Raw genomic sequence first — 24,826 nt, forward strand, 5'->3', positions numbered from 1 at the left:
TACTTACTTTGATTTGCCTTGACTAGGCTGTTATGCAGCTTCTTTCTGATCTTTCAATGCAGTCAGAACGTTCAGGAAGCCACGGGGTACGTTTGCGAGCAAGCTCACAAAGTTGGTGGGTACTGCATTCATTGTACCCAGAGTTTTGCCGAGGAGCTCTTCCTTGCTCGGAAGCTTGGAAAGCGCCTGCACGCCATCTTCGTCAAGATATTTGCCCTCAAGGGATGCGAAACGCATTTTGAAAGTCTTGCTTCCTTTTGCGAAATCGGCAACTGCTTTTGCTGCTGCAACAGGATCTTCATATCCAATTACAATTGCGCAGTTTTCCTTGAATTTGTCAGCCAGTACTTCATGATCAGTACCTGTGAAAGCCAACCGGGCCAGAGTGTTCTTGACTACTTGGCAATCGACACCGACTTTTCTCAGGTTAGCGCGAAGTTCAGTGAACTCTTCCACGCCAAGGCCTTTAAAATCGGTAACGATGGCAATACTCGCCCCTTCAGCTTTTTCTTTAAGCTGCTCAATAATCTGGGCTTTTTCTTGCCTGTTCACCTTAACACTCCTAATGATTTGACCCGGAAAGCAAGTCAAAGTATTGTCTAAGCAGGTTATTAAGGGACCATCCCCCCTGCTGTCTTCGACTAAACTTCCCGTGTATTTATTACACCAAGAGCCGCCCTTACGGGCGGCTTATGATGTTTTTTAGGACTCTGCGTATTTTCTCGCTGCCAGAGGATCAATCTTGAAACCGGGTCCCATGGTGGTAGCTACGGCAACAGCCTTCATGTAGGTACCTTTCGCAGAGGAAGGTTTAAGTTTGTTCACGGTTTCCAGCAGAGATTTAAGGTTCTCAAGGAGCTTTTCAGGTCCGAAAGAAACCTTTCCGATGGGCGCATGCAGAACACCAGCCTTATCGACCTTGAATTCTACGCGTCCAGCTTTTACTTCTTTAACGGCATGAGCCACATCAAAAGTAACGGTACCGGTCTTTGCGTTAGGCATCAGACCACGAGGTCCGAGCACACGGCCGATCTGACCGACTTTAGCCATCATGTCAGGAGTTGCGATAGCTTTATCGAAATCAAGCCATCCGTCCTTTACTTTGGCAACCAAGTCATCGCCACCGACAAAGTCAGCACCGGCTTCCTTGGCTTCCGCTTCTTTTTCCCCGCTCACGAAGCAAGCTACGCGAACATCCTTACCGAGACCGTTAGGCAGGGTAACTGCACCACGGATCATCTGGTCGGAATATTTGGGGTCTACGCCGAGGTTGATGGCAACATCAACAGTCTCGTCGAATTTGGCATATGCCTTTTCTACAGCAGAAGCTACCGCCTGTTCAACGGTCAGACCGATCTGCTCGGTACCTTCTGTTGCTTTTCTGTATTTTTTTCCGTGCTTAGGCATGATCTATTCCCCTTACCTATTCTGTGACTTCAATGCCCATACTGCGGGCTGTTCCCATGATGGATTTCATGGCAGCTTCAGTATCGGCAGCGGTCAGGTCGGGTGCTTTAAGCTCAGCAATTTCTTTAACCTGAGCCATGGTCACTTTACCGACCTTGTTTTTGTTAGGCTCGCCGGAACCTTTCTGTAGCTTTGCAGCCTTAAGCAGGAGGGTGGATGCCGGCGGAGTCTTGGTAATGAAGGAAAAGGACCTGTCCTGATAGACAGTGATGATCACCGGAATGATCATGCCCTTCTGATCCTGCGTTTTGGCGTTAAACGCCTTGCAGAATTCCATTATATTTACACCGTGCTGACCGAGTGCAGGACCGACCGGTGGGGACGGGTTTGCAGAGCCAGCAGGTATCTGAAGCTTGATTTTGCCTATTTCTTTCTTGGCCATCGCTTTATGTCCTATATTAAATTCCAGTGAGGGTACTCACTGTCGGAAATGAATATGCAGCAGTGCGGTCAGGACTACCCTTTGGTTACCTGAACGAAGTCAAGTTCCACTGGGGTCTGGCGGCCGAAAATGGAGACTGACACCCGAAGCTTGCCTTTGTCGTAGTTAACATCTTCTACAACGCCGTTGAAACCGCTGAACGGTCCATCAATAACCCTGACATCATCGCCACGATCAAAGTTGAACTTGGGTCTCGGCTGTTCCTGACGGTCTTCCATCAGGCTCAGGATTTTGGCTGCTTCGCTGTCGCGCATTGGAGTCGGGCGGTTTTTGCCACCGATGAATCCGGTAACACGAGGAATAGACTGGATGAGATGCCATGATTCATCCTCCATGATCATTTTGATCATGACATAACCCGGATAAAATTTCCGAGTAGATGTTCTCTTTTCCCCTTTAACCAGCTCGACAACTTTTTCCGTGGGGACGACAACTTCTTCGATCAGTCCATTGTCCTGACCAGTTCTCATCATTTCACGGACAGTCTGCTCAACCCGCTGTTCAAAACCTGAATAGGTATGAACAATGTACCAACGGGCCTTCCTTCCCTGAGGTTTTTCAGCGTCTGCGTTCATGGAGCTCTTTCCTTTTCTACGGGTTATTTAAGACAGGATTGCCTCAACAAGTTTGCTGAGACCCATGTCAACAACACCCAGAAAAAGCGACATGACTACGACAAGGACCAAGACGGCGGTACAGGTCTGTATAGTCTCTTTCTGAGTAGGCCATACGACCTTCTTGATTTCGACCTTGGACTGCTCAAAGAATTCGGTAAACTGTTTTATCTTGCTACCGGCTCCTTGAGTTTCAGCCTTAGCCTGAACTCCCGCACCTTTATTTTTTTTCTTGGCCATATTGATTCCCATAAATGAAGTGGCAGGCCAGGAGGGATTCGAACCCCCAGCATTCGGTTTTGGAGACCGACGTTCTAGCCGTTGGAACTACTGGCCTGCTTATTTATAGAAACTACTTGGACTCTCTGTGAAGAGTATGCTTCTTATCAAAAGGGCAATACTTCTTCAACTCGATGCGACCAGTAGTGTTCTTCTTGTTCTTCATCGTCGAATAGTTACGACGCTTACACTCGGTGCACTGCATCTGAACTTTGACACGCATGATGTCTTACTCCAGAATTTCAGTAACAACTCCTGCGCCTACGGTACGGCCACCTTCGCGAATAGCGAAGCGCAGACCCGGATCCATAGCGATGGGGTTGATCATTTCAACGTTGAAGGTAGCGTTATCGCCAGGCATAACCATTTCAACGCCTTCTTCGAGGGTAACTACACCGGTGATGTCAGTTGTACGGAAGTAGAACTGAGGACGGTAGCCGGAGAAGAAAGGAGTGTGACGTCCACCTTCGTCTTTGGACAGAACGTAAACTTCTGCCTTGAACTTGGTGTGGGGGTTGATGGACTTAGGTGCTGCGAGAACCTGGCCGCGCTCAACTTCATCACGCTTGGTACCACGAAGGAGAACACCAACGTTGTCACCAGCCTGACCCTGGTCGAGAAGCTTACGGAACATTTCAACACCAGTACAAGTAGTCTTAGCGGTGTCTCTGATACCAACGATTTCTACTTCTTCACCAACTTTGATTACACCGCGCTCAACACGACCGGTAACAACGGTACCACGACCGGAGATGGAGAAAACGTCTTCAATAGGCATAAGGAAAGGTTTGTCGATGTCACGCTCGGGCTCTTCGATGTAGGAGTCACAAGCAGCGAGGAGATCAAGAATGGGCTTTGCAGCTTCATCATCAGCGCTGTCGCACTCAAGAGCTTTAAGAGCAGAACCCTGGATAACGGGAAGATCGTCACCGGGGAAATCGTAGGAAGAAAGAAGTTCACGAACTTCCATTTCTACGAGCTCGAGGAGTTCTTCATCATCAACCATGTCGCACTTGTTCAGGAATACAACGATTCCGGGAACACCAACCTGACGAGCGAGCAGGATGTGCTCACGAGTCTGAGGCATGGGACCGTCAGTAGCAGCAACAACGAGGATTGCGCCGTCCATCTGAGCAGCACCAGTGATCATGTTTTTGATGTAGTCAGCGTGACCGGGGCAGTCTACGTGAGCGTAGTGACGTGCTTCGGTTTCGTATTCTACGTGAGCGGTAGCAATGGTGATACCGCGTTCTTTTTCTTCAGGAGCTTTGTCGATTTCGTCGAAAGCTACGTATTCGCCGTTACCAGCAAGACCAGCGATCTTGGTGATAGCAGCAGTCAGAGTGGTTTTACCATGGTCAATGTGACCAATGGTACCGATATTAACATGAGGCTTACCGCGTTCAAATTTAGCCTTACCCATGATAAATCCCCCTAAAATAAATAGAGTTTTTAATGATTTAAAGCGTCAAAGGTCATACTACACAAATGTATGGAGCCCACGACCGGACTTGAACCGGTGACCTCTTCCTTACCAAGGAAGTGCTCTACCGACTGAGCTACGTGGGCATCCTCTATTAAACGCGCAGGAATGGACTAGGGTAAGTACATTGTGGAGCGGGAAACGGGATTCGAACCCGCAACCCTCAGCTTGGAAGGCTGATGCTCTAGCCGTTGAGCTATTCCCGCACCCTATGTCCGTAGTTTAACAGCAGGCCTACCTGCCTCCTACAGCGCGAATATCTAAGTGGTGGTGGGGGGAGGATTCGAACCTCCGAAGGCGTTGCCGACAGATTTACAGTCTGTTCCCTTTGGCCACTCGGGAACCCCACCATTATATATTGTTGTTTACACTGGAGCTGGCGATGGGACTTGAACCCGCAACCTGCTGATTACAAATCAGCTGCTCTACCAATTGAGCTACGCCAGCCCTCGTGAGCGAATCTTTCTACAAGCTCTGTTTTCAAATTGCAAGAACTTTTTTGAACTTTTTTCAAATCAATTCCCGACCTGAAAACTCCGTTGAACTTGTGATCCGCCGAAGCAACGAAGCGGGGTTTAAATGGAAATCGCCTTTGAAGTCAACACCTTTTTTTAACTTTTTTTAATTTTTCCGAAAATAACCAGCGCAGTATATGCTACAAACGCAGGCAGGTTTTGACTTTACGGACGTTTGGACGTAATTCACTGCCCTCGGCACTTATTGCCGCACAAACAAAGAACATAAGATTCTCAGGTATAAAATAGACATGAAAACACTTCCAATAAGTCCAGATAAACCATGGCTGGCGCCCTTAGCCGGATATTCCGACCTGCCCTTTCGCATGCTCTGCCGCAAACGTGGATGTGCCGTTGCCTGCACAGAGATGGTCAGCGTCAAAGGATTGAAATATGACGGAAAAGGGACCAAGGTCTTGCTCGCCACCTGCCCGGAAGACGCCCCATTGGTCGTCCAGCTATTCGGCGGGGAGCCGCAAGACTATTCAGACACTATGCCCCAACTGATAGATGAGGGCTACTCTTTTTTTGATTTAAACTCAGGCTGCCCGGTGAAGAAAGTCCTCAAAACAGGCGGCGGATCCGCCCTTCACCTTGATCCTGACCGTTTGGTTGAAACAGCAACTGCTATGGTCCGCGTGGCTGGCGAAGGCAAAGTCGGAGTTAAGATCAGGCTCGGTTTCCTGAACGGCGAGGACAACTTCCTTGAAATCGCTAAACGACTCGAAGATGCCGGTGTAGCATGGCTGACCATGCATCCGCGCTATGCAAAACAGATGTTCTCAGGTCAAGCAGACTGGTCCAAGCTTGCAGTATTAAAACAAAATGTATCCATTCCCGTGATTGGAAGCGGCGATCTTTTTACTGCTGAAGATGCAATGGAGTGCATCAAGCAAACCGGAATAGACGGAATCATGTTCGCCCGCGGCGCTCTTTTTGATCCTGAAATATTCGCCCGCTATCTAAAACTGCTTGATGACCCTCAATGTGCTACCCTGCCCCCCTTTGATCTTGGTAAAACCATGGAAGAGCATATCATGATGACCAAAGATTTTGACGGCAGCAACCGTTCTTTCAGGAAAATAAGGTCTATCCTTCCCCGTTACGCTAAAGGTATGGACGGTATCCGGGCCATCAGGACCAAGCTCACTGCTTGCGAAGACTGGGAAGAACTTCTCGATGCAGCAAGAGAAGTTTCTACCCTCACACGGGACCGTTGCTAATCATTTATTTTTTTTAAGCGATTGTTGACGATATTACTCTTTAAAGCGTAATATAAATGCTGTAATCGAATTACAGAATCTGAATTTAATCGGAGAGACACATGGCTCAGACTGATATTTTACTTGAAGCCGGTACTAATGAACTTGAAATCGTTGAATTCTGGCTTGAAGAAGAACCGCGCGAAGAAGGCGAAGGCAACTATCGCGGATTTTATGGCGTCAACGTTGCCAAGGTTCTGGAAATCATCAGAATTCCTGACAAAATAACCAAACTTCCTAAGGTTGCCCACCCTGCTATCATGGGGACTTTCAACCTGCGCAATAAAGTCATCCCTCTTGTGGATCTTAGCCACTGGCTCAAAAAACCACGTGTTGAAACTGAACCGCCCAAAGTAATTGTCACCGAATTCAACAATGTCTCTTCAGCTTTCCTTGTTTCCGGGGTGACTAGAATCCACAGAATCAGCTGGGAAAAAGTAGAAGCACCCTCGACATACGTCTCCACCCTCTCCGAAGACTCTATTACCGGGGTTGTTAAATTTGAAGACAGAATATCCCTGATCCTTGACCTTGAAAAAATCGTAGCCGAGCTGAACCCTGATCTCGGACTGAAACTTGACGATTCTATCGACTGGAACAATAACGCAGGATACAAAGCCATCATCGCTGACGACTCCACCTTGATCAGGGAAATGCTCTACGAAATGATGGTCCGTGCTAAGTTTCACGTAGAGATGGCTAATACCGGCCGTGCATGCTGGGAAAAGCTGCAGGAGCATAAGCGACGCTCAATTGAAGAGAAGCGTCCTATCACCGACTTTGTCAACGTGGTTATCTCTGACATCGAAATGCCGGTTATGGACGGACACAACCTTACTGTACGCATCAAAGCAGATGAAGTACTTAAGCAATTGCCTGTAATCCTTTTCTCTTCAATCATTACCGACAAGCTGCGCCATAAGGGTGAGTCCGTCGGTGCTGATGACCAGATTTCAAAGCCTGAAGTAACCGAACTGGCTCAGCGCGCCATTGCCCTGATCGAAAAATAAACCGGGCGGAAATCGATATGGTTTCCTCTTCCGAATCCAAAACTAGCAAACGTACTGGAACTGCAATTAATCCGCGGGTCCAGTACGTTTTACTTATGTCCTTTTCCGTAGCTATCGGTATGGCTGCGGCAGGCGGGGCTTTCCTCTTCCGCTGGCTGATTGATACTTTCCAGCACTTCTTCTGGGCCAAAGGTAATTCCTTCCTCGATATGGCGGCCAATTCTCCATGGTGGGTGGTGCTGTTCCTCCCCTGCATAGGCGGACTTATCGCCGGAGTAATCATCACCAACTGGGCACCGGAAGCTCAAGGCCCGGGAGTACCCGAAGTAATAAAAGCTCTTGCCGTACGTGGCGGGGTAATCCGACACCGCATTACCTTCCTCAAGGCTTTAGTCACCAGCCTGCTCATTGGATGCGGTGCGTCAGTGGGACGAGAAGGTCCTGTTGTGCAGATAGGAGCTTCGCTGGGCTCCTCTGCAGCAAGAATATTCCGTCTTGATCCGTCCATGCTTCCGGTCTGTGTTGCTTCCGGAGCTGCAGCAGGAATTGCGGCAACCTTTAATGCACCTTTAACCGGAACATTATTTGCCATTGAGATTCTGCTTCTGGATACTGAAATGTCCTACGTCAGCCATATCATCGTAGCATCAGTAACAGCATCCGCACTTTCAAAATTTTTTTGGGGAGACTTCCCCACCTTTGATGCTCCAAAATTTATTTTCAACAATTTCGAAGAACTGATCATTTTCTTCCTGCTTGGAATTCTAGCAGGACTGGTCTCTATTGCTTTTGTAAAAATGATACAGATCTGCGAAGTCACCTTTGACCACATCCCAGTCCCCGGCTGGGTGAAACCCGGTCTTGGTGGACTGATTCTTGGAGCAATAGCACTTAAGATTCCTGCAGTACTCGGCGTAGGTTACGAAGCTGTTAATATGGGTTTGACAGGAGTTTTACCCCTTGATCTGGCCATACTGATACTGGGGGCCAAACTTGTGGCTACTTCCCTTTGTATCGGATCGGGAATGAGTGGTGGTATTTTCGCTCCCTCGCTGGTTTTAGGAGCAGCTCTAGGGGTATCGGTCAGCTCGACCATTAATATGATTTTCCCGGAACTTGCCCTTACCCATGGACAATATGCCTTAGTCGGCATGGGAACCGTTGTGGCCGGAACCACCCTTGCGCCCATTACCGCAGTACTCACTGTTTTTGAGCTGACATATTCATACAAAATAATCCTGCCCATGATGGTGGGTTGCATCACCAGTGCGCTTGTAGTTCGCATACTCAAAGGCTATTCCGTTTATGAAGCAAAATTATTGCGTCAGGGCATAAATATTCTACGCGGACATGACGAATCGGTAATGGTAAATGTTTCGATACAGGAAGTAATGGAAACAGAATTCAATTACCTGCGTACAACCGACACCCTCAGCAAGGCTGCCGACATGGTGCTGGACTCCGACTTCCCACATTTTCCGGTTCTGGATGAAAATAATAAACTTGCCGGAATTCTGACCCTGCGCGACATGCGTGCATTCCTGAAAAATGCACAAGATTTAAAAGGAGGAGCCGAGATAGTGGATACCTTGATGGTCCGCACTATTGTATCGCTTCCCGTGGACTCCAACCTCAAGGAAGCCATTATTAAATTTGAAAGAACCGGGGTATCTTTCTTGCCGCTTGTTAATCAAGACGAAACCGTAGCAGGTATAATTAAATCCAAAGACGCCATGAATATTTTTCGCGAAAAAAAATACAAAAATAAAATTCTTTCTTCCTCGATCTAATCCTTTGCCTCTTCTTGCGAAGAATTTACGTATTCCAGAACCAGAATCTTACCCCGGCGACTACCTTCCTTGTAATAAAATCCTGCCAGATAATTATATCTTTCATTGCAAAGAGCATCAGGGCAGCGCTCCCCTGCAGCTTTTTCCAACCCTGAATTCAAATAAATAAAATAATCCTGACTACTATGGTCACTTCCCACAACCGAAGGGATGACACGCAGCCCAAACGGATCGGCAGCCTTCCCGGCCAGACGCTTGCTTCTTTGTTTACCGGAACTATCGAGAATATAGACAGAAACAACATTATCATTCTTTTTTACCAATTCATCAAGAATACGGTTCATATCCTCATCTCCACCCTGCTGCAAACTTGTGATGGTGCTCTTTAACAGTATATGCGAATTCTTGAAATTTTCAGAGCTCTGTGCACTCTTGTCTCTCTTCTCACCCTTCACAAACTTACTTATCCGACTGATCTTATCAGCAAAAGAATCTTCCTTGCCGTCAGCTTCGGCGCTGTCTGAATAGAAATACCCTTGTTGCATATAAAATCCGCTTTGCATTAAGGAAACGGCTTCCAGCTCAGTTTCTACTCCCTTTGCTACCGGTAAAACACCACAAAGGGAAAACAACGTCGCGATTGAAGCCAATTTCTTCTTGATTCTTTTTGATTTCTCGATTCCTCCATAAAATTTGCGATCAATTTTAACAAAATCAGGCTTAATTATATGCAACCGATCTATGCAATCAAAAGAGGGCAGGACATTATCAACACATAATCTGTATCCTTTCTCACGGACACCCCGGATCATCTCCAGTGGTGGGTTTTCTATAAGCTGAACTGCATCCATTTCAAAAACGATCATTCTGGGGGAGTACTTATAAAGTTCAGCAAGTTGATGGGGACCACGGCCTTTATCCTCAGCACGACAATAGACCCCGCAATTAATATTCAGGTATAGAAGCATATCGCTATATTTTTCGTACAGGGGTTTGTAGGACTCAAGACTCTTCTTAAGGCATAATTCCTCTACCTTGAGTTGTGCTTGAATAGGTAGAGAGGAGTTAAAAAGACAACCGGGAGGGGCAATGGTTTCACCCTTTTCATCAACTCCACGGGCAAAGGCCTCGAAGCCGATTACAGAGCGCGAGAGAAGAGACACAACAGGCTGGAATAAAACGGTAATACCATCTTCAGTTACAACCTTACTGATGGCTGTAATGCAATTTTTAATATCGCTTTCCACGCTATACTCCTCTGATTTTAAGCAGAGTATAGCACGATATGACTAACATATAACACCATATTTTTTGATAAAAAAAAAGGCTTCCCCATTGGAGAAGCCTTTAAATTTCCGATCAATAATTTGTTTAACAAATGCGGGGCAACTGCTCTCCTTCCAACATATTGAGCAGCCTCTTGCCTCCGAGCGGGGTAATAAGAACAACCTTGCCCGGATTAGCATCTGTGATGGTGCCGACCTGACAGGCATTCTTGCCCAATTCATCTGCACGCATAATTTCAAGGGCCTGCTCAGCATATTCCTGCGGCAAAATACACAAGAATTTACCTTCATTGGCAAGATACAGAGGATCAAGCCCAAGGAAAGAACAACCGCCAGCAACTTCGGGGAGGACCGGAATAGTTGACTCTTCCAGCTCACAACATACGTTTGAAGAAACGGTTATTTCATTCAATGTGGTAGCCAATCCGCCACGGGTAGGATCACGCAGAACATGAATATCCGGGATTTCCTGCACCAGTTTGACTAAAAGATGATTCAAAGCAGCGCTGTCACTCTTTACATTGGATTCAAGGGAAAGGCCTTCACGGGTACCGAGAATGGTCAGTCCGTGATCCCCCATGGTTCCGCTGACAAGTACTGCATCGCCAACCGCAGCGCGGTCTCCGCTGGGAGCAGGATCAGCAATAATTTCGCCGACTCCGGTAGTATTGATAAAAATCTTATCGACCATACCCTTAGGCACAACCTTGGTGTCGCCGGTAACAATATTGACACCGGCATGCCTGCAGGCTTCACCCATTGATTTTACGATTTTTTCCAGATCATCCATGGGCAGACCTTCTTCAATAATATAAGCGCAAGTCATGTAGCGGGGAATTGCACCGAGCATAGCCACATCATTAACTGTTCCATGAACAGCCAGAGAACCGATATCTCCGCCGGGAAAAAAGATCGGATCAACGGTGAAGCTGTCAGTACTCATTGAAATCTGCCCTTTCAAGGTCAAGGTGGCAGCATCATTAAGCCTGTCCAGTTCATCATTGGCAAAATGCTTGAGAAAAAGTTCGGAAATAAGCCTTTGGGAAGCCCTTCCGCCGGAACCGTAATCGAGTAAAACTTTATCTGAGGACATATTAATCTACTTTGTATTTGAAGTAAGCGGCACAGCTGCCTTCAGTTGAAACCATACAGGGGCCTACCGGTTTGGCGGGAGTACAAACTTTCCCGAACAGAGGACATTTCTCAGGAGTCATCTTACCCTTCAAAACTTCCCCGCATTTACAACCCTTAAGCGGAGGACATTCACCTATACTGAGATCGAAAATCTTCTTGGCATCATATTTTTCATACTCTGCCCTGAACTCTAGTCCGCTTCCGGGAATCATTCCAATACCGCGCCAAAGGGCATCAGATTCCTCAAAAACCTGATACATAACTTCGACAGCCTTAGGGTTGCCGTTCTCGGAAACACCGCGAACATACTGATTCTGAATAGGCGGATTCTCTTGTCTGGAGGCCCGGACCATCATCAATAATGCCTGCAGGATATCGACAGGATCGAAACCGGTTACTACAGAAGGTTTGCCGTATTTTTCTCCGATAAAATCATAGGGATGAATTCCGATAACAGTAGAAACATGACCGGGCAGAATAAATCCGTCGATACGTGTTTCCGGATCGGAGATAAGAACATCCAGCGCAGGCGGAACCAGCTTATGGAAAGAAAGTACTTTAAAATTTTCAAGTCCCTGCTGTTGGGCCATGAGCACCGTGGCAGCAATGGTCGGAGCTGTTGTTTCAAAACCAACACCCAGAAAAACAACAGTACTGTCAGGATTATTCCGCGCAAGCTCCAAGGCATCAAAAGGAGAATAAATAATCTCCACCCGTGCTCCATCTGCCTGAGCATTCTTCAAACAGTGTCCTTTGTCGCCGGGAACTTTAATCAGATCGCCGAAAGTGGCAACAATAACCCCCTCCTTCCCTGCGAGGTCCAGAAAAGCATTTACCTCGGATTCATGCGTCACACATACAGGACAGCCGGGACCACTGAGGTGGACAACCTCTTTCGGCAGAACCGAATGCAGCCCGCTGCGAAAAATGGAAACAGTATGTGTCCCGCAGACCTCCATGAACCGTATCTCCCCATCCAGCTCGTCCCGCAAACAAGCCAGAAGTTCCTTGCACAGTTCAGGGTCGTTAAATTTATCCAAAATCTCAAGCGACAAGGAGCACCCCCAAAGTTAACATTTCCACAAACAGGTTATACTTTCAACACACAGATATAACCTTGTTATTCATAAAGCTTTTGTTCTCATTATACCCATTCACGTTTACTAACAAGCCTGTTGCTGCGGATATTTCAAGCTGCAAAAAAAGGCTCCGCCAAATACGACGGAGCCTTAATAAAATCGAAACGCTGTAGCTGAAGGCTATTTCAGGCAACGGTTAATAACTTCGTTAAATTCTTCTTTATCAATCGGTTTGGGCAGAAAATATGTCGCCCCTAGTGCCAATAAATTTGAAATATCCGATACCCCGACAACAGCTGACATAATCACAATAGGCAAATCCATAAACTGAGAATCACCTCTAAGGGTCTGCACCAGCTGACGTCCATCCATTTCCGGCATCATTATGTCTGTGACCAGCACATCGAAATGGTTTTCTGCTTTCAATGCTTCATAAGCATGTTTACCGTGAGGGCTGACAAAAGCAATATGTCCTAGATCAGAAACAAATCTAGCGGCAAGCTTCTGAGAGATTTTATCGTCTTCGGCAATCAATATTTTATACATGAACCCCTCTTCATTTTATTTATCGATTCTGTAATGCCTAAGCCAAATGAGCAGTATTTGTAAAGAACTATCCAATATCAAAAAGAAATGCATTCCATTCAAAATTTATGGACCTGAACTTTCTAATATTGTAACTTACTAAAATAAGAACTTAAACATCTTTAATATAATTTTTTTCAGGAGCCACTATCATGGCAAAGACAGAAATCCTGCTCGAAACCGGCACCAACGAACTTGAAATCCTTGAATTTTATATCGACCTACCCGCATCTGATGATGGACCGGAAGAAAGATGCCATTTCGGGGTCAACGTTGCCAAAGTCATGCAGGTAATTGAAAGCCCGGACTTAGAACATCCTGAGTCGGCTGAGCATCCTTGCTTTATGGGAACAATTCCCCTGCGTAATCATATTCTCCCTGTACTGGACCTTGCAGTATGGCTGGGAATGGAGCGCAAAAAGCAAAAATACGACATCGTTATCGTGACCGAATTCAGCCAGACCGTATCTGGTTTTCAGGTCAGCGGTGTTACCGAGATCCATCGTGTCGGCTGGCAACAGGTCCTTTCGCCTGACAAATTCATGAGCAGTTACGATGACAGCTGCATTGTCGGAATAGTTGAACGCGAAGATCGTTTCATCCAATTACTGGACCTCGAATCCATACTGGCAGACCTTGACCCCACTCTCGGCGGTGATTTTGATGCACCTTCGGCTGTTGCCACTGAAGCATACAATGCTTTGGTCTGCGACGACTCTCCAACTATCCGGGCCATGCTCGACAAGAGCCTTGAAAAGGCCAACTTCAGGCATACCATCGTTCATAATGGCGAAGAAGCAAGGAACACCCTGCAAAACATCAAACTTCTTGCCAAACAGGAAAATCGGCCAATCAAAGATTACGTTGAAATAGTAATCTCCGACATTGAGATGCCGCTTATGGATGGGTTCAGCCTTACCAAATGGATAAGGGATGATCAGGATCTTAAAGATCTCCCCATTATTCTCTATTCCTCCATCATCACTAAAGAACTCCGCCACAAAGGAGACTCAGTCGGTGCTGATGAACAGATTTCAAAACCGGACCTGCATTTACTGCCGGAAAAAGCAATCAAGCTGATTGAAACTCGTAAGCCCCATTAATCATCCCGTTCTCTTCAAAACACAAACATTAACGGTTCGCAGCAATGTGAACCGTTTTTTGTTGCATGAATCCGAATGTGACAATATCTTCCCATTTCGAAATGATATTCAATTAAAAATTTATCCCCCTTACAGAGGAGAATTATATGGAAGATGTAAGAGTTTACGGAGATGTCCATGGCTTATCCGAAAAAGATTTCGAGGATATAAAAATGGAACTGCCGTTTGAAAAAATTGTTTACAAGGACAAAGTTTTGAACGTCGATTACGAAGGACATTACATCGATATCGACGACTTTCTTGAAGAGATGGTAAAACGATTGCCGCCGGAAGGATGGGCAAAAGTAGATTTCATCGACCATGTAGAATGGCAATTGATCCGCTACGAAATCGAGAACAACATAATGACCTCACGTATCGTCAATGTGGACGCGGTTCTTGAACCGACAAAGAATGAAGCAGGTCAGAGATAAATGAGTAAAAAAGCCCGTCTGTTCATCAACAGACGGGCTTAAATTTTTTTGTACTTTCTGAAAACTAATAATTAATAATTCGAACAGCAGCAGCCTTGGGCGCCGTGTCTTCGTCTATCACTTCAAAGACGACTTTTTCCCCTACGTTCAAAGTCTTGAATCCATCACGAAGCACTTCGGAATAATGGACATAGATATCCCTTCCGGCCTCATCAACTATAAAGCCGAATCCCTTGATATCGTTGAACCAGCTGACTACCCCTTTTACACTCATAAAGACCTCATCAATCGGATCAAGACTGAAAGATGCTGCAAAAATTATTTCATACGGAAAGTGATCCGCCCTCGGGTCAGATCATATGGCGAAAGTTCAACCTTGACTTTGTCACCCGGCAGGATGCGGATGTAATGCTTACGCATTTTGCCGGAAATATGTCCCAGGATAATATGCCCATTCTCAAGCTCAACCTTGAACATAGCATTGGGCAAAGCTTCCTGAACAATACCCTCTACCTCAATACCTTCTTCTTTAGCCATGGCTTCCTCCGTCGCCAACAACTACTCATGGGAAATTAGTACTGTTGTTGTAATAACTTTTTTACTAATCTACAGGTATTAATGCAATAAAAAAGATCTTCACAGGCAGGACCGACACTAAACTTTATGACCGAGCCTGTCGATGGCATTAAGAATTTCTTCCACCAGACCATTCAAGGAACGCCGGTCCACAGCACTGGACGGAATACCCTGCGGGTAAGTGTTGAGCATCAGCTCGCGCTGCTCCTCATTCAGCTTATCCCACTTGTTAAGCACGAGTATTGTCACCACCTCATTGAGATTCATATCGGCAGTGATATTGTTTACCGCAGCGATCTGCTCATCCACTTCCGGATGCGATGAATCGCAAACGTGAAGCAATACGTCAGCAGCTTCCAACTCCTCAAGAGTCGCCCGGAAGGCTTCCTTCAATTCCTTTGGCAATTGACGGATAAATCCTACTGTATCGGTAAGAATAAGTTCCTGCTCACGCGGAAAACGGATACGCCTGCTGGTGGGATCAAGGGTCGCAAAGAGCTTGTCTTCGGCCAGTACTCCGCTATTGGTCAGAGTATTGAGCAAGGTGGATTTACCGGCGTTGGTATAACCGACCAATGATACAACCGGAACCCCTGCACGAGCACGACGTTCACGGGTGAATCCACGCTGCTGGCTGACTTTTTTGAGTTCATTGCCAAGCTTGGTCAGTTTGTCCTTGATACGGCGACGGTCGATCTCCAGCTTTGTTTCACCGGGTCCACGTCCACCGATGCCCCCCATAAGTCTGGACATAGCCCGGTTCTTACCCACAAGGCGGGGCATGGTATACTTCAGCTGAGCCATTTCCACCTGCAGTTTACCCGCGCGTGTTGTGGCATGCTGGGCAAAAATATCCAGAATCAACTGCGTACGGTCAAGAATCTTCCGCTCAGTCAGTTTGGCAAGGTTACGCATCTGGGCGGCAGAAAGTTCCTGATCAAAAAGGATCACTTCCGCGTCCGCCTGCAAGGCTATGACTTCAAGTTCAGCCAGCTTACCTTTACCCATAATAAATTTAGGATTGAGCGTCCGGATGCGCTGTACCAACCGACCCTCGACCTTCAGCCCGGCGGTATCGGCAAGATCTTCCAGCTCATCAAGGGAGCGTTCCTGTACGGATTTTGGATCCTGTGAAACACTGACCACGATGGCCCGCTCACGCTTGTCCGTGGTGTCACGGGTACGGTCTGCACGGCGGAATTCATCTTCCAGAGCTTTGATCTGGGCCGGGAGGTCCATTTCCGCACGGTCCCAGCGTACAGGAGGCAGCTGCTCATACGGTTTAGAACCGGCTCCGGGAGGAAGCAGATATGCATACTGTACGAAATCAGGCTCTCCATGGGGATCGGAAGCTATGACACTGACGCTGTCCAGACGCAGGAAAACCATATCCATGAGGTCTTCCTCGGACAGGTTTTCCCCGGAAATATGTGTATGCAGGAGCCTCAAACCGCGCAAACGCCCCTCGGCCTGACGGGCTCTAGGCAATTCGGGAATATAAATAGAACCCGGATCACCGACCAGAATCATTTCCGGCTTACCCTGTCTGTTGACCAACAGACCGATCTGACGTCCTATTTCATGACTGAGAAAAGAGAGCTCGCGAGCCTGCTCGTTGGTGAACCCGTTGGGGTCATTGTAACGACGGTCCGCAAGACGGTTGATACGTTTCAACTCGCTGGGCTTAAGGCCCTGAGTGTTACCTTTGGCTTTAAGAGCTATGGTAGTTCTCCATTTATTCGCTAGACGCGTTGAAGAATTAAATTGTGTTCGCCTCCGACGGATTAAAACCTTTTATCAGGCTTCACCGCTCCAAAGGCTGGATCATCTTACACTACAACAACAGAAAACGGGATGCCATAAAAATGACATCCCGCTATTGAAAACTAAGCGTCGTGATCTGCCAGATATTTGGCGATCATGGAATCGTATTCAGAAACAAGCGCAAAAGTTTCCGCGGCGAGGTCTTTTCTCAGGGCGAGAGAAACCTTGCCGTCGTTCTTTTTCATGTCTTCAAGAATACGGGGGTAATGTACCGGACTGGGGACAACCAGAACAGAATGAAAATTCTTGGCTGAAGCACGCAGCATAGTAGGACCGCCGATGTCGATCTGCTCGACAGCGTTCTTCAGATCCTGCCCTTCGCTAACAGCCTTGGCAAAATTGTAGAGGTTAACGCAAACCATATCGATAGTCTCGATTCCATGTTCTTCGAGAGTCGACAGGTGTTCCGGATTATCCTTGTCCGCGAGGATACCGCCATGCACGCTGGGGTGCAGGGTCTTTACACGGCCGCCCATGATTTCAGGGAAACCGGTAACTTCACTTACAGACTTAACCTCAAGTCCGGCATCAAGAAGCATTTTTCTTGTGCCGCCGGTGCTGATAAGTTCCACACCGAAGCCAGCCAACTCAGCCGCAAATTCAGCAAGACCGGATTTATCAGTAACACTGAGTACTCCGCGCTTTACAGGCAACATATCCATAACACATCTCCAGATTATTGTTTTTGTGGAGTTGTGCCGGATTTACGCAGTAAAGGCAAGTTCCGTACCGCACCTTTCTCGCCGGTAGTTGGTCCCCGCTCCCGAACCACACGAACAGGAACGGGACCAACCGGGAGGGGAGTCGGCTATATATAAAGGATCTGTGTGAGCTAAATCTGGCTCAGCAGTTCCTTAGCCGCTTCATTTGCGGGATCCTTTTCAAGGATCATTTCAAGCTGCTCGACAGCCTTATCCTTCTGCCCCATGCAGACGTAAAGACCTGCGAGGGAGTAGCGGACTTCGTGCTTCTCGGGATCAACTTCGAGGAACCTTTCGAGGAACGGAATAGCTTCAGCCATTCTTTCAGCCTCGTGACCGATTCTGATGATACCGAAAAGAGCAACCATGTTGCTGATGTTGATATCGAGAGCCTGAGAAAAGTTTTCAAAAGCTTCGTCCTGACGGGAAGTTTCCATCTGAATCAAGCCCATACCAGCGAAGCTCTTATCGGTTACTTCTACCTGATGTGCTTTTTCATACAGGGCCATGGCGTCATCATATTCACCGCGTTGTACTGCGATGGTTGCAAGACCGATGTAAGGATCGGGATGCACGCCGTTGGAACCGGCTGCCTTCTTGTAGTAATCTTCAGCCTTATCCAGTTCACCCATGAACAGATAACACTCACCGAGTTCCTTGTTAATTTCATAATCTAAGTGACTCATAATTCCCCTCCGGAAATTTTATTTACCGCATGACAATCCAAAGCGGCATTTTTTTCGACCCCTCAGGGCCTGCCAAACATTATGCACACAGCGTGCCAAAAACAGAATCAGCATTACTTCATTATATAGAGAGAACAATTGTTTCTACGCCTGATTTCCGACACTTGTTTGAACAAAGCTTATCAGCTGCAAGTTTTAATATTTAATTACAGGTATTTACGAAAATGGAACGCCTTTTGCTAACAACAAACCAAATGAAATCATCAATTCTTTCCGGCCCTGATGGGCACCGGGAATTTTTTGCAGGAGGATATAAACATGAAAGGACTTTTCGGAAGCCACATCCAATTGACAGGTAAAGTGCTTGACCTGAGACTGCAGCGTCAAAACCTTGTCTCCTCCAATCTGGCTAACGTCAATACCCCCGGCTACAAGGAAAAACGCCTTGAGTTTGAAGAAGACCTTCAAAAAGCCATGGGACTTGATGCCAAAGGTAAGATGACCAGAACCAGCAAGATGCACATCCCCACAGCTTTCGATTCAAACAAATTTCAGGGAGATGTTATCTCCAAGTTTGAACCAAGAGTCATCCACGGTGAAAACCGGGTCGACATGGATAAAGAGATGGTCGCCATGGCCAAGAACACTCTTTACTACAATGCCCTCTCCCAGGTTATAGGGAAAAATTTTCAGGGCATGACCAAAATCATTCAGGAAGGAGCTAGGTAATGAACTTCTTCACAGCACTTGATATCGGAGCTTCGGGGCTCAAAGCCCAAAGGGAGTATCTGAACGTTGTGTCCATGAACATGGCAAACGCCAAGACAACACGTACAGCCGAAGGCGGTCCCTACCGCCGCAAGAGTGTTTCCATGGAGTCCAGCCCTGTTCTCTCTCCTTTTGAAACCGCCATGAACCAGCAGCTCAACCAGCAGCTCCGAGGCGTAACAGTCCGAGGCATCGTCTCCGACACCCGCCCCTTTAAAGAGGTTTATGAACCCAACCACCCTGATGCAGATAAAAAGGGAATCGTCAGATATCCGGACATCAACGTGGTTGAAGAGATGGTCAACATGATCACCATCAGCAGATCTTACGAAGCCAATGCGCAGGCAGTAGACTCCGCCAAAAGGATGTTCAACCGCGCATTGAGAATTGGAATGGGCCAGTAATTATCGGCTGACCCTATACGACGGATTTCCGACTTTCGAAAAAGGAGCAACAAATGTCTATCAGAAACGTAGCAATGCAGGCATACACCAATGCCATTCAGAACCAGCAGAAATTCGACAAAAAGTTCGACAAGACCATGGACCTTAACAAGGCCGCCCCGAACTCTTTTTCCGAAACCCTGACTGACTCATTAAAAAGCGTTAATGAACTTCAGGGCCAGAAAAAGCAGATGATCGAAGAATTTGCTTCCGGCAAAACCCAGAACGTCCACGAATTAATGATTTCACTGCAGAAAGCCAGCGTTGCCATGACCATGACCAGTACTGTACGCACCAAAGTTATGACTGCGTATCAGGAAGTCATGAAAATGCCTTTCTAAATCTGACAGAACCGCTCCTTTATCTGTCTCCGAAATATTGCTACCACGCGCCCCTGCTACGAGGGGGTTCGTGGTAGCTTTCCTGTATCATCCTCATTGACATTTTTTTGTCACCCCCTTCCTCCACACCATAAAGACCAAGATAAACTCACGCTAAGATATCGTTTTAATTAATATCTTTACTAATGGTCCACCATTTGCTTAAACAAATGAAAAATCGTCAGGAGTTTAAGTATGCCAAATTTCATAGCTGAGTATCTGGGTAAATTTCAGAATTTCTGGTCCGACCGAACTGTCTCGCAGAGAATCATGATCGGAGGGCTTGCGGCCACCGTCGTAATTGCCTTCATTCTCATGGTTTTCTGGCTCAACCAGACAGAATACCGTGTTCTTTACACCAAACTGTATGCTGAAGATGCTTCCCGTGTTGTTTCCATCCTGCAATCCACCAAAGAGCCTTACAAAATTCAGGATAACGGCTCCACCATTTTGGTTCCTGCGGACAAGGTATATGACCTGCGTCTGAAAATTGCCGGTGAAGGAGCTCTTCACGGACAGGGAATCGGTTATGAAATTTTCGATGAGGTCCAGATCGGACAGACAGACTTCATCCAGCGCATCAACTACCAGAGAGCTCTTCAGGGCGAGCTGGCCAGAACAATCAGCGAATTTCCGCAGGTTGAACGTGCCAGAGTACACCTTGTTCTGCCTGCGAAGTCTCTTTTTATTGAAGAACAAGTTGAGCCCTCTGCTTCCGTAGTTCTAAAGCTTAAAGACGGCGAAAAGCTTGCCGACAAGCAGATCAAGGGAGTTCTCAACCTCGTGGTAATGTCTGTTGAAGGCTTGAAGCCTGCACATGTAACCATTACTGACATGCGCGGACAGGTCCTCTACCAGCCTGAAGATGACGGCGGACTGGGGCTGAACATCACCAACAGCCAGCTTGAATACAAGTCCGGCCTTGAATCCAAGATTGAACAGCGCATCCAGCGCCTGCTCATGCCCATCGTCGGCGCGGATAAAGTTATTGCCAAGGTTAACGCAGATCTCGACTTCAGACAGCGCACCATCAAGACAGAAGCATATGACCCTGACGGTCAGGTTGCACGCTCTGAACAGACCAGCGAAGAAACTACCCGCGGCACCGCCAACGTAGATGGCGGCGTACCCGAAGCAAACTTCAGGGGTGACGGTTTCACCGGAACAGCGACCACTCAGGACTCAGCACGTGAAACCCGTACCACCAACTATGAAATCAACAAAGAAGAACAGCAGATCATCGTTCCTGTGGGCGAACTCAAGCGCCTCAGTGTAGCGGTTATCGTTGACGGAACTTATACAAAGAACCCTGACACAGGTGAAATGACCTACGTACCCCGCTCTGAAGAAGAAATGCAGCGCATCCGGGAACTGGTCAGCTCAGCTGTAGGCTACGACGAAGTACGCGGTGACATCGTTGAGGTCTCCAATATGTCCTTCGGCATACAGGACATGTTCGGCGATGAAGGCCTCATGCGCACCATGCTTGAATATGCTCAGCGCCTCGGTAAGCCTTTCCTTAACGGCCTGCTTATCTTCCTCTTCCTGATTCTGGTTGTACGCCCGGTAATCATGGCTCTGATCAAGCCCCGTGTGGCTGAAGAAGAAATTGACGAAGTTGCCGGTCTGCCTGAAGCAGGAGAAAGACTCGCAATTGATGAAAGTGATCTTGACGAAGAGGCTCTTGATACGGCACGTAGACTGGAGAACGCCAAGGCTCAGGCTCTGCAACTTTCGGAAAAGAATATGGATCAGGCTGTGCAGGTGCTGAAGAGCTGGCTGAAGCAGGAGGCAGCTTAAATTGTCTACGCCGTTCACCGGTAATCAAAAAACAGCAATCGTACTTCTTGCCCTCGGGGACAAGTTTACCGCTGAAGCCTTCAAACGCATGAACCGTCAGGAAATTGCCGACGTGTCAAGAGCCATGCTGGAGATGGATTCAGTCCCGAAAGAACAGGTTTTGGAAGTACTCAAAGAGTTCAATGAAACTCTGGCATATGGAGCTGAACTCCTCATGGGCGGAGCCGATCAGGTCAAAAGACTGCTCAGCAAATCCCTTGACGAGGAAACCGCAAAATACATTCTGGATAAGCTCGACCTTGAAAGCGGCCCCGCTCCGTTTCAGGAACTCCAGAACGTCAGCCCCAAGATTCTGGCCCAGATTCTCAGAAACGAGCATCCGCAGACACTGGCCCTCATTATCGGCCATCTGCACCCGGATCAGGCAGCGGACCTTATATCCAACCTGCCCGGCGGCGTTAGAGCCGAAGTGCTTATGAGACTTGCCAAGCTTGAAGCTGTCGCAGAAGAGATGCTCATGGAAGTGGATCGGGTGCTGCAAAGCCAGCTGATCGCCATGGGTGGCAAGGAAGGTAAGAAAGTGGGCGGCGTTCCCGCAGTAGCGGAAATCCTCAACGCCGTAGACCGCTCCACAGAAGAGGAAGTTCTTTCAGAAATCGAGGAAGAATCCACCCAGATGGCCGAAGAAATCAGGAACCTCATGTTCGTTTTCGAAGACATCAAGGGACTGGACGACCGCGCAATCCGCGAACTGCTCAAGGAAGTTTCAAACGAAGAGCTCACCACTGCACTCAAGGGTGCCTCCGACGATTTACAGGAGCTCTTCTTCAAGAACATGTCCGAGCGTGCTTCCAATATGATCCGCGAAGACCTCGAAATCATGGGCCCTGTGAAGCTCTCCGATGTGGAAGCTGCACAGCAGAATATTGTTAAGAACATCCGCCGCCTCGAAGACGAGGGCCGGATTATGATCAGCAGAGGTTCAGGAGATGTCTTTGTCTAAAGCTGAAGACAATAAGTTCTACACCGGTAGGGTTATCATGGGTCTTGATTCCAATAACAAGACTCAGGAGATGACTATACAGGAAATGGAAGGCAAGAAGAAGCCGACCTGGAACGAAGACACTGACCGCGAATATTACGAGCGGGTCAAAGCCAAAGCCCAGAACATGGCCAAGGAAATTATTGCCAAGGCCATGGCTGAGGCGGAACAGATCCGTGTTACTGCTCAGGCTGAAGGTTATGCAGCAGGACAGCAACAGGCAGCACAGGAAGCCGAACAGCATTTGATCGGTTTCAGCCAAAATGTAGCCCAGACCCTGCAAGGCATCCAAGCCCAAGCACACAATGCCATGATGGCCCAGTCAGCTGACGCCATCTCACTGATCTTCATGGTTATTGAAAAAACACTGTCCGTAGAAATGGAAACCCGCAGGCAGGAAATTCTTGCATCCCTGCTGGATGACGCCCTGAACCGCATCGACTCCATGACCCAGCTTGTAATCAAGGTTTCACCGGCTGACAGTGAAATCATCGGCTCCCTGCTGGAACAAGCACGGACCGAATTCCCTGATCTCGCCAAGTGGCGGATTAAAGCAGACCCGGCTATCGACAACGGCGGTGTAATTGTTGAAGCTGCCGACGCCATGATCGAGAACACTATTACTTCCCGCTGGGAAGGCGTACAGGAAATTCTCGGACAGCTGACACCCGGGACAGGAGAATAGTAATGGCCGACATGAAAGGCTGCACTCAACTCCTTAACGCACTGGATCCCTGCCGAAGCTATGGCCGGGTCAGCAAGGTAGTCGGACTTATTGCCGAGGGGAAAGGTATCAAGGCTCCCTTGGGATCGGTCTGCCAGCTCATTCCAGAAGACGCCGAATCTCCCATCGCTGCTGAGGTGGTCGGTTTCCGAGACGGATCATGCTTATTCATGCCTTACGGGGAAATGCATGGCATCAGCTCCGGAAGCCTGATTGAAAACTCCAAAACACCGCCTAAAGTTCCTGTGGGCATGAGCCTGCTCGGCCGCGCCGTAGATGCTTTTGGCGAACCCATTGACGGCAAGGGACCAATCTTCCCCGAAGCATACAATCCCCTACATCGCGATCCTCCCAACCCGCTTGAACGTCCGCGCATCAATGAACCGCTTGATGTTGGTGTTAAAGCAATCAACGGACTGCTTACTCTGGGCAAGGGCCAGCGCATGGGCATCATGGCCGGATCCGGCGTCGGCAAATCGACACTGCTCTCCATGATGGCCCGCTACACCGTTGCTGACATCAACGTTATCGCCCTGATCGGTGAGCGCGGACGTGAGGTTGTAGAATTCATTGAACGAGATCTCGGACCAGAAGGACTCGCCCGTTCCGTGCTGGTTATCGCCACTTCGGACAAAAGCCCGCTTATCCGTATGCGCGCGGCCTATACTGCCACCGCCATTGCCGAATATTTCCGCGACCTGAATAAAGACGTGCTCTTGATGATGGATTCAGTCACCCGCTTTGCCATGGCCGGACGTGAAGTAGGTCTTGCAGCAGGTGAACCACCGACACGTGGAGGATACACCCCTTCAGTTTTCGCACAGCTACCTAAACTGCTTGAGCGCGCCGGTAAAAATCCGCACGGCTCCATCACCGGGGTCTACACAGTACTTGTTGACGGCGATGACTTTACCGAACCCATTGCAGATGCCGTACGTTCAATTCTTGACGGGCACATAGTGCTCACCCGTGACCTTGCCGACCAAGGGCATTACCCCTGTATCGACGTGCTTAAAAGCGTCAGCCGTGTTCGCGGTGATATTGTACAGGGTGATATTGTTACTGCCGGACGCAAGGTGCTCGGCCAACTGGCTACTTTTCGTAAAGTGGAAGACATGGTCAATATTGGTGCTTACCAGAAAGGTGCAAACCCGGAAATTGACACCGCCATCAAAATGGTTCCGGCGATTAACGTATTCTTGCAACAACTCGTCGAAGATAAGCAGACTATTGAAGAGAGCTTTGCCAAACTAATGGAACTTGCAGCAGCAAGTTAGCATGATCCTGCCTGTCATAGAACACCACCGAACAAGTCTTTTTATGTCAGTTTAAGCCTATTGATATTATCATGGATTAAACT

Annotated in this window: 28 protein-coding genes and 5 tRNA genes; 12 read left to right on the top strand and 21 right to left on the bottom strand. The window is 47.8% G+C overall.

All coding sequences use genetic code 11. The features are described from left to right. Positions 1-30: 30 nt before the first annotated feature. The 12 genes from rplJ to ACKU40_RS09790 all read right to left on the bottom strand — a co-directional run bounded on the left by rplJ (position 31) and on the right by ACKU40_RS09790 (position 4,732). Complete coding sequence (rplJ, locus tag ACKU40_RS09735) at positions 31-552, bottom strand: 50S ribosomal protein L10 (protein ID WP_320176309.1); 522 nt, start codon at positions 550-552, stop codon at positions 31-33. 150 nt (positions 553-702) lie between these two features. After that, positions 703-1,407 carry a 50S ribosomal protein L1 gene (gene rplA, locus ACKU40_RS09740; RefSeq protein WP_320176310.1) on the bottom strand — a complete coding sequence of 235 codons (705 nt, stop codon included), beginning with the start codon at positions 1,405-1,407 and terminating at the stop codon, positions 703-705. A gap of 16 nt (positions 1,408-1,423) precedes the next feature. Then, a complete protein-coding gene (gene rplK, locus ACKU40_RS09745) occupies positions 1,424-1,849 on the bottom strand; it encodes a 50S ribosomal protein L11 (protein WP_320176311.1) in 426 nt (141 codons plus the stop codon). 74 nt (positions 1,850-1,923) lie between these two features. Continuing rightward, positions 1,924-2,484 carry a transcription termination/antitermination protein NusG gene (nusG, locus tag ACKU40_RS09750; RefSeq protein ID WP_320176312.1) on the bottom strand — a complete coding sequence of 187 codons (561 nt, stop codon included), beginning with the start codon at positions 2,482-2,484 and terminating at the stop codon, positions 1,924-1,926. 27 nt (positions 2,485-2,511) lie between these two features. Further along, positions 2,512-2,763 (bottom strand): preprotein translocase subunit SecE, encoded by a 252-nt coding sequence (gene secE / locus ACKU40_RS09755; protein WP_320176313.1) that lies wholly within the window; start codon positions 2,761-2,763, stop codon positions 2,512-2,514. 20 nt (positions 2,764-2,783) lie between these two features. Then, positions 2,784-2,860: transfer RNA gene (locus ACKU40_RS09760), tRNA-Trp, on the bottom strand. A 15-nt stretch (positions 2,861-2,875) separates the two neighbouring features. Further along, entirely contained in the window at positions 2,876-3,025 is a 150-nt protein-coding gene (gene rpmG, locus ACKU40_RS09765; RefSeq protein ID WP_015851054.1) for a 50S ribosomal protein L33, read from the bottom strand. A 6-nt stretch (positions 3,026-3,031) separates the two neighbouring features. Next, positions 3,032-4,225 carry an elongation factor Tu gene (gene tuf, locus ACKU40_RS09770; RefSeq protein WP_320176314.1) on the bottom strand — a complete coding sequence of 398 codons (1,194 nt, stop codon included), beginning with the start codon at positions 4,223-4,225 and terminating at the stop codon, positions 3,032-3,034. Between the two features lie 70 nt (positions 4,226-4,295). Then, positions 4,296-4,371: transfer RNA gene (locus tag ACKU40_RS09775), tRNA-Thr, on the bottom strand. 44 nt (positions 4,372-4,415) lie between these two features. Further along, positions 4,416-4,491, bottom strand: a tRNA-Gly gene (locus ACKU40_RS09780). Between the two features lie 59 nt (positions 4,492-4,550). Beyond that, positions 4,551-4,635: transfer RNA gene (locus tag ACKU40_RS09785), tRNA-Tyr, on the bottom strand. A gap of 21 nt (positions 4,636-4,656) precedes the next feature. Continuing rightward, positions 4,657-4,732 (bottom strand) — tRNA-Thr (locus tag ACKU40_RS09790). Positions 4,733-5,051: 319 nt separating this feature from the next. On the opposite strand from ACKU40_RS09790, the gene ACKU40_RS09795 reads away from it, so the two are divergent. From ACKU40_RS09795 to ACKU40_RS09805, 3 genes are all read left to right on the top strand, one after another. After that, positions 5,052-6,023: a tRNA-dihydrouridine synthase family protein gene (locus tag ACKU40_RS09795; protein ID WP_320176315.1), complete on the top strand. Its 972-nt coding sequence runs from the start codon at positions 5,052-5,054 to the stop codon at positions 6,021-6,023. A 101-nt stretch (positions 6,024-6,124) separates the two neighbouring features. Then, positions 6,125-7,072 (top strand): chemotaxis protein, encoded by a 948-nt coding sequence (locus tag ACKU40_RS09800; protein ID WP_320176316.1) that lies wholly within the window; start codon positions 6,125-6,127, stop codon positions 7,070-7,072. 17 nt (positions 7,073-7,089) lie between these two features. Then, a complete protein-coding gene (locus ACKU40_RS09805) occupies positions 7,090-8,862 on the top strand; it encodes a chloride channel protein (RefSeq protein WP_320176317.1) in 1,773 nt (590 codons plus the stop codon). On the opposite strand, the gene ACKU40_RS09810 is transcribed toward ACKU40_RS09805, so the two are convergent. The 4 genes from ACKU40_RS09810 to ACKU40_RS09825 all read right to left on the bottom strand — a co-directional run bounded on the left by ACKU40_RS09810 (position 8,859) and on the right by ACKU40_RS09825 (position 12,907). Further along, positions 8,859-10,109, bottom strand: coding sequence for an EAL domain-containing protein (locus tag ACKU40_RS09810; protein WP_320176318.1), 1,251 nt, complete (start codon positions 10,107-10,109; stop codon positions 8,859-8,861). The two genes, ACKU40_RS09805 and ACKU40_RS09810, sit on opposite strands and share 4 nt — an antisense overlap. Positions 10,110-10,233: 124 nt before the next feature. Beyond that, on the bottom strand, positions 10,234-11,241 hold the full coding sequence (hypE, locus tag ACKU40_RS09815; RefSeq protein ID WP_320176319.1) for a hydrogenase expression/formation protein HypE: 1,008 nt from the start codon (positions 11,239-11,241) through the stop codon (positions 10,234-10,236). 1 nt (position 11,242) lies between these two features. After that, positions 11,243-12,337 carry a hydrogenase formation protein HypD gene (gene hypD / locus ACKU40_RS09820; protein ID WP_320176320.1) on the bottom strand — a complete coding sequence of 365 codons (1,095 nt, stop codon included), beginning with the start codon at positions 12,335-12,337 and terminating at the stop codon, positions 11,243-11,245. Between the two features lie 204 nt (positions 12,338-12,541). Next, on the bottom strand, positions 12,542-12,907 hold the full coding sequence (locus tag ACKU40_RS09825) for a response regulator (RefSeq protein ID WP_320176321.1): 366 nt from the start codon (positions 12,905-12,907) through the stop codon (positions 12,542-12,544). Between the two features lie 191 nt (positions 12,908-13,098). Between ACKU40_RS09825 and ACKU40_RS09830 the strand changes: the two genes are divergently transcribed. Continuing rightward, positions 13,099-14,049 (top strand): chemotaxis protein, encoded by a 951-nt coding sequence (locus ACKU40_RS09830; protein ID WP_320176322.1) that lies wholly within the window; start codon positions 13,099-13,101, stop codon positions 14,047-14,049. 146 nt (positions 14,050-14,195) lie between these two features. Beyond that, positions 14,196-14,522, top strand: a complete 327-nt coding sequence (locus ACKU40_RS09835) for a hypothetical protein (protein ID WP_320176323.1) — start codon at positions 14,196-14,198, stop codon at positions 14,520-14,522. A 64-nt stretch (positions 14,523-14,586) separates the two neighbouring features. On the opposite strand, the gene ACKU40_RS09840 is transcribed toward ACKU40_RS09835, so the two are convergent. From ACKU40_RS09840 to ACKU40_RS09860, 5 genes are all read right to left on the bottom strand, one after another. Further along, entirely contained in the window at positions 14,587-14,796 is a 210-nt protein-coding gene (locus tag ACKU40_RS09840; RefSeq protein ID WP_320176324.1) for a cold shock domain-containing protein, read from the bottom strand. Positions 14,797-14,840: 44 nt separating this feature from the next. Further along, positions 14,841-15,059, bottom strand: coding sequence for a translation initiation factor IF-1 (gene infA / locus ACKU40_RS09845; protein ID WP_320176325.1), 219 nt, complete (start codon positions 15,057-15,059; stop codon positions 14,841-14,843). A 117-nt stretch (positions 15,060-15,176) separates the two neighbouring features. Then, positions 15,177-16,772: a GTPase HflX gene (hflX, locus tag ACKU40_RS09850; protein WP_320176326.1), complete on the bottom strand. Its 1,596-nt coding sequence runs from the start codon at positions 16,770-16,772 to the stop codon at positions 15,177-15,179. A 212-nt stretch (positions 16,773-16,984) separates the two neighbouring features. After that, entirely contained in the window at positions 16,985-17,584 is a 600-nt protein-coding gene (locus ACKU40_RS09855; protein WP_320176327.1) for an IMP cyclohydrolase, read from the bottom strand. Positions 17,585-17,754: 170 nt separating this feature from the next. Then, complete coding sequence (locus ACKU40_RS09860; protein ID WP_320176328.1) at positions 17,755-18,309, bottom strand: tetratricopeptide repeat protein; 555 nt, start codon at positions 18,307-18,309, stop codon at positions 17,755-17,757. Positions 18,310-18,627: 318 nt separating this feature from the next. Between ACKU40_RS09860 and flgB the strand changes: the two genes are divergently transcribed. From flgB to ACKU40_RS09895, 7 genes are all read left to right on the top strand, one after another. Continuing rightward, positions 18,628-19,038: a flagellar basal body rod protein FlgB gene (gene flgB / locus ACKU40_RS09865; protein ID WP_320176329.1), complete on the top strand. Its 411-nt coding sequence runs from the start codon at positions 18,628-18,630 to the stop codon at positions 19,036-19,038. Continuing rightward, positions 19,038-19,481 carry a flagellar basal body rod protein FlgC gene (gene flgC, locus ACKU40_RS09870; protein ID WP_015851037.1) on the top strand — a complete coding sequence of 148 codons (444 nt, stop codon included), beginning with the start codon at positions 19,038-19,040 and terminating at the stop codon, positions 19,479-19,481. The genes flgB and flgC overlap by 1 nt, the downstream gene beginning before the upstream one ends. Positions 19,482-19,534: 53 nt before the next feature. Continuing rightward, complete coding sequence (gene fliE, locus ACKU40_RS09875) at positions 19,535-19,861, top strand: flagellar hook-basal body complex protein FliE (protein WP_320176330.1); 327 nt, start codon at positions 19,535-19,537, stop codon at positions 19,859-19,861. A gap of 234 nt (positions 19,862-20,095) precedes the next feature. Continuing rightward, entirely contained in the window at positions 20,096-21,700 is a 1,605-nt protein-coding gene (fliF, locus tag ACKU40_RS09880) for a flagellar basal-body MS-ring/collar protein FliF (protein ID WP_320176331.1), read from the top strand. Between the two features lies 1 nt (position 21,701). Next, positions 21,702-22,703, top strand: a complete 1,002-nt coding sequence (fliG, locus tag ACKU40_RS09885) for a flagellar motor switch protein FliG (RefSeq protein ID WP_320176332.1) — start codon at positions 21,702-21,704, stop codon at positions 22,701-22,703. After that, a complete protein-coding gene (locus tag ACKU40_RS09890; RefSeq protein WP_320176333.1) occupies positions 22,690-23,427 on the top strand; it encodes a FliH/SctL family protein in 738 nt (245 codons plus the stop codon). The genes fliG and ACKU40_RS09890 overlap by 14 nt, the downstream gene beginning before the upstream one ends. A gap of 2 nt (positions 23,428-23,429) precedes the next feature. Further along, the gene (locus ACKU40_RS09895) at positions 23,430-24,743 is read left to right on the top strand and encodes a FliI/YscN family ATPase (protein WP_320176334.1); all 1,314 of its coding nucleotides are present in this window, start codon (positions 23,430-23,432) and stop codon (positions 24,741-24,743) included. Positions 24,744-24,826 lie beyond the last annotated feature (83 nt).

The sequence above is a fragment of the Maridesulfovibrio sp. genome (genome assembly GCF_963666665.1).
Classification (GTDB): domain Bacteria; phylum Desulfobacterota; class Desulfovibrionia; order Desulfovibrionales; family Desulfovibrionaceae; genus Maridesulfovibrio.